The organism is Mucilaginibacter panaciglaebae (assembly GCF_039539265.1).
GTDB lineage: Bacteria > Bacteroidota > Bacteroidia > Sphingobacteriales > Sphingobacteriaceae > Mucilaginibacter > Mucilaginibacter panaciglaebae.
Map to the genome: position 1 here is coordinate 88,856 of NZ_BAABCV010000001.1, position 11,590 is coordinate 100,445.

6 protein-coding genes are annotated in these 11,590 nt (G+C 43.4%); 4 read left to right on the forward strand and 2 right to left on the reverse strand.

All coding sequences use genetic code 11. The annotated features are described in order from the left end of the window. Positions 1–67 precede the first annotated feature (67 nt). Positions 68–2,806, forward strand: coding sequence for a carboxypeptidase regulatory-like domain-containing protein (locus ABD772_RS00450; RefSeq protein WP_345100216.1), 2,739 nt, complete (start codon positions 68–70; stop codon positions 2,804–2,806). A 404-nt stretch (positions 2,807–3,210) separates the two neighbouring features. Continuing rightward, a complete protein-coding gene (locus ABD772_RS00455; RefSeq protein WP_345100218.1) occupies positions 3,211–5,943 on the forward strand; it encodes a PQQ-dependent sugar dehydrogenase in 2,733 nt (910 codons plus the stop codon). 330 nt (positions 5,944–6,273) lie between these two features. Here the strand turns inward: ABD772_RS00455 and ABD772_RS00460 are convergent, their stop codons facing one another. Next, complete coding sequence (locus ABD772_RS00460) at positions 6,274–7,305, reverse strand: arabinan endo-1,5-alpha-L-arabinosidase (protein WP_345100220.1); 1,032 nt, start codon at positions 7,303–7,305, stop codon at positions 6,274–6,276. Positions 7,306–7,423: 118 nt separating this feature from the next. Between ABD772_RS00460 and ABD772_RS00465 the strand changes: the two genes are divergently transcribed. Continuing rightward, entirely contained in the window at positions 7,424–9,319 is a 1,896-nt protein-coding gene (locus ABD772_RS00465; protein ID WP_345100222.1) for a glycoside hydrolase family 127 protein, read from the forward strand. Positions 9,320–9,333: 14 nt separating this feature from the next. Continuing rightward, positions 9,334–10,212, forward strand: coding sequence for an AraC family transcriptional regulator (locus ABD772_RS00470; RefSeq protein ID WP_345100224.1), 879 nt, complete (start codon positions 9,334–9,336; stop codon positions 10,210–10,212). A gap of 100 nt (positions 10,213–10,312) precedes the next feature. On the opposite strand, the gene ABD772_RS00475 is transcribed toward ABD772_RS00470, so the two are convergent. Continuing rightward, positions 10,313–11,560: a DUF6786 family protein gene (locus tag ABD772_RS00475; protein ID WP_345100226.1), complete on the reverse strand. Its 1,248-nt coding sequence runs from the start codon at positions 11,558–11,560 to the stop codon at positions 10,313–10,315. Between the last annotated feature and the right edge of the window lie 30 nt (positions 11,561–11,590).

Genomic DNA, 11,590 nt, shown 5'->3' on the forward strand with positions numbered 1-11,590 from the left:
TTAAAAACTATTTATTTAGTTTAGCCAAATCACAATTTTATAAACTATTTCTAAACCTTAACAATTAATGCGTATTACCTCTGCCTTTAGTATAAACAAGCTAGTTGTTTGTACACTCCTATCGCTTTTTTCGTCTGTCGCGTTTGCTCAAAACAAGGCGTCTGTCAGCGGAAAAATCACTGATTCGCTTTCAAAAACACCCATCGAATTTGCTACTGTGGCCGTCGTCAATGCTAAAGACACGTCACTCATTTCCTACACATTAACGCAAAACAACGGATCCTTCAAACTTTCAGGATTACCAGCCGGTGCCGAAACCAGGTTGATCGTATCAACCATGGGCTACGCCACTCATAGGCAAACCTTTGTATTTAAGCCCGGAGAAAATAAAGATTTGGGATCGATCTTCTTAAATCCGAAATCACTGAAAGAGGTTGTCATTAAAGGCGAAAGATCGCCTGTAGTGATAAGAAAAGACACTTTGGAATTTAACACTGAGGCTTTCAAAACCAGGCCAAATGCCGTTGTGGAAGACTTGTTGAAACTGCTTCCTGGCGTGCAGGTTAATATGGACGGCTCTATATTGGTTAATGGCAAATCCGTGAGCAAACTTTTAATTGACGGTAAACGTTTTTTTGGTGACGACCCAACCGTCGGCACTAAAAACCTGGATGCCGATATGGTTGACAAAGTACAGGTTTATGATGACCGCGATGAAGATCCGGATCATAAACTGACAGACATGGAGGTTAACAAGATCATTAACCTGAAATTGAAAAACAAGATCAAAAAAAGCACCATAGGCAAGATATATGGCGGCGAAGGCACACGCGGCCGTTATGAGGCCGGAGGGATTATTAGCTCGTTCAGAGATACGCTGCAGATAAGCGTCTTAGGTTTGACCAATAACCTAACTCACACAGGCTTTTCAAACGCTGACCTGACCGGCTTTGGCGGTTTTAACCGTTCAGGTGGTAATGTTCAATATGATGGCACATTTGGCGGCAACGGCGATGGTGGCATTGAACGTATGCGATCTACCGGTATTAATATTAACAATGATTACGGCAAAAAGCTTAAAACCAACTTCATGTACTTTTACTATAATTATGTAAAAGATTATAATAGCAAATCAATCAATGAGCAGCAACTCGATAACACCTTATTAACCACAAAGGATGCGGCAGTTAACCAGTTAAGACAGCGCAGGCACATCGCAAGCACATTGATTGAATGGAGCCCTGATACTTTGCAGCATCTCAGATTCAATGCACAGTTAGCTATTTCGCCTACCAGCAATGATGCCAGTGGCACAACCAATAACTTTAATACACAAACACCAAAAATCAGCGATCTGTTCAGCAAAACATCAGGTGTAAGCCAGGTTAATGAATTTAACGACCGTTTGGTATATCACTATAAAATCAACCAAAAAAACTCGCTTACCATCTTTCAAACAGCCGATATAAAAAATAGCGGGGCTAACAATTATAATTTTAACAATCTCGAGTCTTTTACATCGGCGGTCCCCTCGTCGGTACTGGATAGATATACTAACAGCAATCAGCGCAATTATTATGGCGAGCTTTCAAGTGCCTTTAACCACGACTTCACTACAGTAGTAAGCTACGAGGTGTTTGTACAGTCCAGGTACTATCAAACTGCAAACAAGCTAGCTACTTTTAATAAAAGTCCAGATAGTTTTTATGATGATTTCCTGACGGATCAAAGTAATAACACCGTAAGAGACCATTTTATTGAAAACCTGAAAAATACCGTAACTTTTAACTTCAAAAATAAAAGCAGGCTACAGCTGGCTGCCGACCTGGAGATCCAGTCTATAACTAACAACTATCACGCAAATGTTCCGACACAAACCAGGTGGTATGCTTACCTGTTTCCAAAAGTAAATTATTATAATGCTAAAAAGCACTATTCTGTAAGCTATTGGGAAATGGCCGATCCGCCGGAGGTTTACCAGATACAACCAATTACCCGCCAGGTGAGTTCGCTCGAAACAAACACCGGCAACCCTAATTTAATACCCGGCATTGAGCGTCATTTAAACTTCTACTATTATAACTACAATAACGATAAACAATCTAACATTTACTTAAACACTTACGCCGGAGTAACCACTAATAATATTGTCCAGGTTTCAACCAAGGATGATAATGGTTTTATAACCTCAACTTATGCTAATAAAAATGGCGGTTGGTATGCAGGCGGCAGCATATATGAGGGAAAACAATTCAAAAAATCGCAGATATGGAAATTTGCCCTGGGCAACAGGCTTTCTACAAGCTTCGATCAGCGATCTTTCTATTTTAACGGCGATGAGGGCACCCAGTACAATTACTCCATTACAGATGCACCAAGCGCCAATGTTAATTATAAATCCGTTGTTAACTTGAATTTAACCTACAATCTGTCAAAAAATATAACCACTTACCGGGGCGTAGATTACCCTTCAGTTAGCACCCTGCGCCACACCGTAATTACCACAGCAGCAATAAATTGGCCCAAGCATGTTGTTTTCGATTTTCAGTACGAGTACAGATACAACCCGCAAATACCCGCCGGTTTTTCAAGATCAGCCAATATATTGAACCCCGCGATAACCTACATGTTCCTGAAAAAAGAACGGGCGCAGTTCAAATTGTCGGCGTATGACTTGCTGAATCAAAACACAATGGTTTATCGTTATGCCGCAAACAATTCCATTACCAGCGGCGAAAACCAGATTTTAAGACGTTACTTTTTGTTAACCTTTATGTATAAGATCAATTCTATGAAAACTAAATAAACTATGAGTCCGGTTCAACACCGGTAGTCATCGTCATTCTTGAACCTGGTGAGAGATCTTATACGCGAGTCATAGGTCCTATAAGATCTTTCACTGCCGCTCAGGATGACAACTAAAAAAATAGAATAGGGTGTCGCTCTTGAAGGGTGAGCGCTAGGGCTTTTGCCGCGATGCTTTAAGAACCACTCATAACATGATATAGCCATCTCCGACCGCAGCGGTAACTTGAGCGAAACGAAAAATCTATGCCCGAACGTTCACACTATACTAGGGTGTATCTCTGCCACTGGCGGCACAACAATGTTGAAAACATTAAATAAATTTTAATAGCATGTTAAACGGTAAAACGTTAGACTTGTAAAGAATAACCATTTGTAATCTAACAACCTAACAATAACTCTTTCATGCGTAAAGTAAAATACTTTAAGGCAGCTATAACTGCATGTGCTGCAGCTTCAGTTTCGGCTGGATTATTTGCTTTTGATACTATACATCCCGGCAAGCCTGCTGTAAAAAAACCGGCAAAAACAACAATAGCCCGAATTATTGACGACCCGGCCCTAAAAAAGCCCGAGGACAATCGCTTTGTTAAAACCATTTTATACAATGACCTCAACGAGCCAATGGAATTGGCCGTTGCGCCTGATGGACGCGTGTTTTTTATTGAGCGATCAGGAAACTTTTTTGCCTACACCCCGTCAACCAAACAAACCGAATTGGTGCACAGGTTTGATGTAAAAGCGGTCGATAAAATATTGCAGGGTATGTTGGGTATGACTATTGATCCCGACTTTGCCATTAATAACTATATCTACTTTTATTACTCCACCTCAAAAGGCGACGGCCTGGTGAACCGTCTTTCACGCTTCACTATCAGTAAAACCAATGTGCTCAACTTTGCTTCAGAGAAAGATTTGCTTGATGTTCCGCTGGATGCTGAAGTAAGTGCCCACTCTGGTGGTGGCATGGATTGGGACAAAAATAAAAACCTGTACCTATCTACAGGCGACAATACCGTTCCATTCGAATCTGAAGGCTACGCTCCTATTGATCAGCGCGAAGGCCGCTATACTTTTGATGCCGAACGTTCGGCCGGCAATACCAATGACCTGCGCGGTAAAGTGCTGCGTATCCATCCTGAGCCAAATGGTACTTATACCATACCTGCCGGCAACCTTTTTCCTAAGGGCATGGACAAAACACGCCCCGAAATTTACGTAATGGGCTGCCGTAACCCGTACAGAATATCCGTAGATAAAGAAACATCTACCTTGTATTGGGGCGAGGTAGGCCCGGATGCCGGCACCAATGGCAAACAAGGGCCGCGTGGTTATGACGAGATAAATCAGGCAAAAAAAGCAGGCAACTTTGGCTGGCCATTTTTTGTGGGCGACAGTAAACCTTACAATAAATTTGATTTTACCACCAAAGTAATTGGCGAGCTTTATGATGTTAATGCGCCGGAAAATACCTCACCTAACAATACCGGTTTAAAAATATTGCCGCCTGCTACAAAAGCGCTGGTTTGGTTCCCATATGATACTTCGCCAGAATTTCCGGAACTCGGTAAAGGCGGACGCTGTATTATTGGGGGGCCGGTTTATCATTACAATGCGGCCTTAAAGTCTAAAACCAAATTCCCCGCTTATTATGACAAGGTGTTATTTGTGGGCGATTACATGCGCAGCTGGATCTTTGGCGTACGGATGGATGACAACCTGAACTATAAGGCCTTAGATCAGTTGATGGAAACCAACGGTGATTTCCGTCGGCCTATTGACATAAAATTTGGACCTGAGGGCTCGATGTATGTTTTAGAATATGGCTCGGCTTACGGGTTGGATAACCCGGATGCCCGCCTGGTTCGTGTAGATTATAACGGCGGCAACCGTGCACCTGTAGCAAAAATTGCAACACAGGACACGATAGGCCTGGTACCTTACAAAGTGGCACTAAACCAAAAAAGCTATGACTATGATGCTGATGATAAATTAAGCTACAGATGGACCTTGAATGGTAAAACCCTTATTTCGACCGCTGAACACCCTGTTTATACTTTCCGCAAAAACGGTGTTTATAAGGTCACGTTGAAAGTTACCGACAAAGCCGGAAAAAGTTCGACCGATACTAAGCTAATTAAAGTGGGCAATACCTTACCGCAGGTTGCTATCAACACCAGCGGAAACGGCAGCTTCTTTTTCCCGGGCGAAGAAACGCTTGGCTACAGCATAGCTATAAAAGACCGTGAGGATAAAACCATTGACCCAAAAAGAGCCAATGTCCGTCTTAAGTATATTGCCCGTGTAGAGAATGGCCAAAACCTGGTGGGTCACCAGCAAATTACGCCGACCTACAACTATGGCAAATCATTAATGGCTAAGAGCGATTGCAAGGCTTGCCACGCTGTAAATACCAAAGTACTGGGCCCCGCATTTGTTGAGGTAGCTAAACGTTATAAAGACGACAAGGAGGCCGTAGATAAGCTGTCAACCAAGATCATTAAGGGCGGTAACGGCGTTTGGGGTGAACATGCCATGAGCGCACACCCGCAATTCAGCAAAGACGACGCATCAGAGATTGTTAAATATATTCTAACCTTAAATGATACCAAGCCTGTTACTTCTTTGCCAACGCAAGGAAACGTAAGCCTGAAAGAGCACGTGGCGAACAATAATGAAGGAAGGTATATTTTAACTGCTTCATACACTGACAAAGGCGGTGCCATCACGCCGTTAACCACGACAGAATCGCTGGTGCTGCGTCCGGCTAAGGTAAAACCTGAAAGCGCTGATAAGTTCGATAATATAGACCACTATAACCACGTCATATTTGCATCTAATAACAATAGTTACTTTATGCTCAAGGACATCGATCTGAAAGGAATTGGCCAGCTAACTTATAGTTACTACTCTAAAGGACTGAAAGGCACCATCGAAGTACATGCTGACACAGCAGATGGCCCGGTGATCAGCACGTTGAATTTCACCCCGACCGACCAGAAAACCGCCACCGAGCAAAGCACATCCATAACTGCGCCACAAGGTAAGCATGACCTTTATTTTGTATTTGCCAAATCATCACGCCAGGCCAAAGGCAATATTGCCGTTGATTGGGTTAACTTTGAGAAAACTAAATAATAAATCGTATAGGTATTACAAAAGCCCTTTGAGCGTAATGTTCAAGTGGCTTTTTTTGATAATTATATTTAAGTATTCTTTGTATTAAAGTGTTTCACCTTAAAACCTGCCCGATTGCAATAAAATAGATTAATACGTTAATTTACAATGGATTAACAACTGTTATCTAAAGTATTACTACTGTTTCAAAGTGTTTCACTACTTTTTCATAATTATTTTATTTACAACAACTTACATAGGAAAAGTGTTTCAACTGTTTCAAAGTGTTTCACATTTTACTGAAACACTTTGAAACATATACCGGCCTAACTATCGAAGAATTTTCAGCATCTATTTTTCTGCTACCGGCCAGCCATCAACCCAGTTTAGCTTGTTAATACCCAAACGTTCGTAAGTAGTGGTATAGGCATGATAAGCCACGTAATCGACACCGTCAAAAGTTTCGACCGAGTTATGGCCGCGGGCATAGAAAGTCTTTTCAGGTCCGGGGTCACCGCCTAATACCAGCGTACCGCCCCCCTTGGCCATGTCCGCACCATCCTTGTCCAGGTAAGGCCCGGTAATCTTCTTAGACCGCCCTACCCTGATGTTGTAAGTGCTCTTTGGACCCGAGCAACAAGCATCCCACGATGCGAACAGGTAATAATAGTCGCCTTTTTTAAATACAAACGGCGCCTCGATCTCGCCGTTGCCTGGCTCCGGATCAGTGTATTTATAATCGCGCGGACGGCTGGCTATAGTGTACCATTCCTGCGGTTCGGCGACAGTCTTCAGGTCGGGGTTCAGCTTAACCATTTTCAGGCCGTTCCAGTGTGAGCCGAAGCTTAGCCATGGGGTACCGTTTTCGTCAATCGCCAGGTTGGGGTCAATGGCATTCCAATCATCTCGCCCGGTTACCGACTGCATCACCATACCGCCGTCCACCCACTTATAATCTTTAGATTTTGGATCCAGCGTCTTATTGGTAGCCACACCGATTACTGAAGTGTTCTTGCCAAAAATAGATGTGGCATAGTACAAATACCATTGTCCGTTGTGGTAGCTCAGATCAGGTGCCCAAAAACCAAGACCTCTAAAACTCGGCAGCTTCTGTGCTACCCAGGCCGGTGGTACGGAAAACACAGACGGCAGCTTAGTCCAGGTCTTCATATCCTTTGATGCCCATACCTGAATACCGCCTCCTGTAAAATACACATAGTAGGTGTCGCCCTCTTTGGCCATGCAGGGGTCGCGCACACCGGGGTCGGTGGTCACATCGCCAAGCTGAAAACGGCCTCGGTTATGGTTGCTGGTATTGGATTGCTGGGCTTTAATGGAAATCGTGCATCCCAGCATCAAGGCAATGATTAGTTTAACTTTCATACAGGTTTATTATTAGGTTGGTCATATTAAGCCAAATATTGACTTAAATTAGCTCATTACTGATAATTATGATAAATTTAGCGGTAATATTTGCGTTACTCAATACAAGCAATCAATTATGGCAAGGTACGGATCAATCATGTTATTTAATGCGATGCTGTGTTGGCTATGTTTTGCCTATAGCGCAAGCTTTAGTCAAAGCGTAAAACCAGCCATCAACGACGCATTGTCGCCTGCCGTGTCTGTACAGCTAAATGGTTATCTGGCAGACAAATTAAACAGTGATATCGATAACCGTTTGTTAGTCCAGGATGTCGACCGGCTCATTGCACCTTTCAAGTTAGAAAACCGAACTGAGACCAGTTTATGGCAAAGCGAGTTCTGGGGCAAATGGTTTACCTCGGTCGCTCTGGCTTATCGCTATCATCCCGATCCGCGGCTAAAAGTCACGCTTGATCATGCTGCCGCGGGACTCATTGCCACACAAACACCAGATGGCTATATTGGTAACTATGCTCCTACACACCGGTTACAAGGCTGGGACATATGGGGACGTAAATATTGTATACTGGGCTTACTGGCTCACTACGACATCACCAAAGATAAAAAGAGCCTTACTGCAGCTACCCGCTTAGCCGACAACCTGATAAACGATCTGAATAAAAAGGATGGCATCATAGTAACCAAAGGCAATTACCGGGGCATGGCGGCGTCATCGGTATTAGAACCTATTTGCTTATTATATAACCGTACCGGTAATAAAAAGTACCTGGATTTTGCCAACGAGATTGTACGTCAATGGGAAACACCCGAAGGCCCTCAATTAATCAGCAAAGCTAATGTGAATGTTGCCGAACGTTTTCCTAAGCCAAAGAATTGGTATAGCCCCGAGCAGGGACAGAAAGCTTACGAGATGATGTCTTGTTACGAGGGGCTGTTGGAATTATACCGTATCACCGGAAATAAAACTTATCGTCAGGCGGTCGAAGATGTATGGGACAATATCAAAAAGACCGAGATCGATATCGCCGGTTCTGGTGCTTCTACCGAGATGTGGTTTGGTGGCAAGGCGGTGGAAAACACGCCCATCAATCATTTTCAGGAAACTTGCGTTACCGTCACCTGGCTTAAGCTTACCCAGCAATTGCTACGCCTCACCGGCGATGCTAAATATGCTGATGAAGCCGAACGTACCTATTATAACGCCCTGTTGGGGTCGATGAGCAAACACGGCGCGGAATGGGCTAAATATACACCTCTAAACGGCGAACGCCTGCCGGGCAGCGAGCAATGCGGCATGGGTTTGAATTGCTGTATAGCCAGCGGCCCGCGCGGCTTGTTTGCCATCCCGCTATTTATGGCGATGGAAAACATAGATGGATTACAGTTGAATTACTTTGCAGATGGAGTATTCAAACTAACAACCCCTAAAAGTCAGGCTATAATATTAAGTCAGCACACAGACTATCCGAAATCAGGCTTTATTAATATCGAAGTCAATCTTCCAAAAACGGAGGATATGGCTATAAACATTCGCATCCCGGCTTGGAGCGCTAAAACCAAACTCAGCGTCAACGGTGTAGAAATAACCGGTATACAACCTGGGCGCTACACCAAAATAAAACGCACCTGGAAAACCGGCGACAAAATAACTTTACAGCTGGACATGCGGGGGCGGGTAATTCAAACAGGTACCGCTTTACAAAGCGCTGCCATTATGCGTGGGCCGATAGTTCTCGCTCGCGACACTCGTTTTGAGGGCACGAATATATCTGCGGTTATGCGACCGCTTGCTGACAGGAACGGCTACATTGCACTTACCGACTTGACAAATAACATCGGCGATGACATCCTATTACTTTGCAAAGCTAAATTCATCCCCGAATCGTACACTGAAGCTGCGAAAGGTCCAGTCGAGATTACCTTATGTGACTATGCATCTGCAGGCAATGGCAATAAAAGCTCCTTCTTTGCTGTTTGGTGGCCGCAGTTACTTCGACCAAGTGAAAATTAGATAGTGAGTAAGCCATGAAACCTATATTAAGAAAAGTCGATAGCGGTAATAATTCCTTCAGTATCAGGGAGGATATCTATCCATTCCTATATAACCACTGGCATTATCACCCTGAAATTGAATTGACCTATATTCGCAAAGGTACCGGGGTGAGGCTGGTTGGTGATAGCATGGCTCCGTTTGAGAATGGCGACCTGATACTGCTTGGCTCAAACCTGCCGCACATGTGGCGCAGCGATTCAATTTACTTTAAAAATATCCCCACATTAAATATTGAAGCTATAGCCATACACTTTAGGGATGATTTTTGGGGCATCGGGTTTATGCAGTTGCCTGAGTTAAGGCTGATCAAAGAAATGCTTGACTTGGCTAAACGTGGTTTGCAGATAACCGGCGAAACCCGCGATTATGTGATCAAGGCTATGGAAGACAATTTACATGTAACCGGCCCTAAGCGCATTGAATTTTTGCTGGGGATATTGGACGTCATAAGCCGTAGCGGCGAATACACATTGCTGGCCACACCAGGCTTCAATAAAACTTATGATTTAACTACTACTGATAAGATCAACCTCATTTACACTTATACTTTCAACAACTTTAAAAATAATATATCTATTAAAGAAGCTGCCGAAGCTGCCAGCTTAAGCCCTAACTCGTTTTGTCGGTATTTTAAAACGCGGACCCTTAAAACTTACTGGCAGTTTTTACTGGAAATAAGAATCGGGTATGCTTGCAAATTATTGATAGAAAATCAAAAATCGGTATCGCAAATCTGTTACGAGTGCGGTTTTAACAACCTGTCAAATTTTAACAGGCAGTTTAAATCATTACTCAAAATTACGCCTTTGCAATACGCTAAATCATACACTGTACACGTGATGCACTTGTAGATGTGTAAACGCCTTAACAGGCTTTACAATAAAGGCCGGTGAGATCATCGGCCTTTATTGTATTTATTTACTTATTTGCACATCAGCATATCCGCACAATTTATTTAAACACAGACTCTGCATCGGCTAAGCTTACGCCCAATACTTTTTGAGCAATAGTGTTTAAAGCCGCCTTATCACCGGTAAAATGAAACACTTTATGTTGATGCTGCAGCTTGGCTCCCGGTTTAAGGAAAGCGGCTGGCGAAACACTCTCAATTTCATAAAATGGCCCCATCTGGCTGCCGTCAGCAAGCGGACCGTCGTTATAGGCATTCACTGCATCGCCGCTTAATGGCTCACGGTCTGTGCGCCATTCCTGGTTCAGGTAAAGGCCCTTGTTATCAACGTCGAACTTGGCAATAGTTAACACGTTATTAGTAGCGTCATAACTACCGATAACCGGCATAGCTCTTTTAGGCGTAATACCCAGTTTACCGCGCATTTTACCGTCGGCTTTAAAATAAAGCACGTTGTTTTTATAAACTATTCTGTCTGCAGGTATCTGTCCGAAATAATCGGTAGTAGCCACCTTTTCGGTTTTGGCATTGTTATATGGGATAATGATAACCACCTTCGGCGATGGCGTAAACATATCCAGGTTCCACATACATGGCGCACCTGTTGTTTGCGTCCATTCCATATTCCCGGCGTTGGTCAGCGTGTTATCAGCCTGAAAACCCACGGCTTTTGTTTCAGGAGTTAATTTGATGCCTAAAGCGCTTTCGATACCAGCGTTATCCAACAAGGTTATATCCCGATCAACCTTGATCTTTAATTGTGTACCTGCGTAGTTTTGCAGATCCATATCCTTGCTCATGGCCACCTTTTTATCATCGGCAGATATTATTTTCCAGCTTTCTGTATCAAAGGCTTTTGGCGTATGCCAATCCGGGAAAGCCATTTTGGCACCCGGCTTAAAGAACAAGGAAAACTTGCCTCCCTCCGGGCCCAGCCATAAACGATTCTCGCCGCCGTAGGCATTCATGTGTGAGTCGGTATCAGCTTTAAAGGTTTTATAGTTTATCCAACCAAAGCTACGCCCTTCAAGGCCCTCGGCGGTCGACGTAAATACTTTACCCTGATATTTTGCCGATACGATAACTTGCGCCGCGCCATCCGCACTTTTTAATACAAATACACTATCGTTCTTTTTAAGGAAATCAAGATCATATCCGTATGTTCCGCGTTTATAGCTTGTTGTGGTGTCGCTTTCAGTGGTCTCTGTTTTACTATTCGACTGGCATGATGCAAAGATTACAGCAAATGCTATTGCTGCATAATTCAATTTTAATTTATTGCTCATCATTTTAGGTTTATAAGGTGATAATTAAAATTT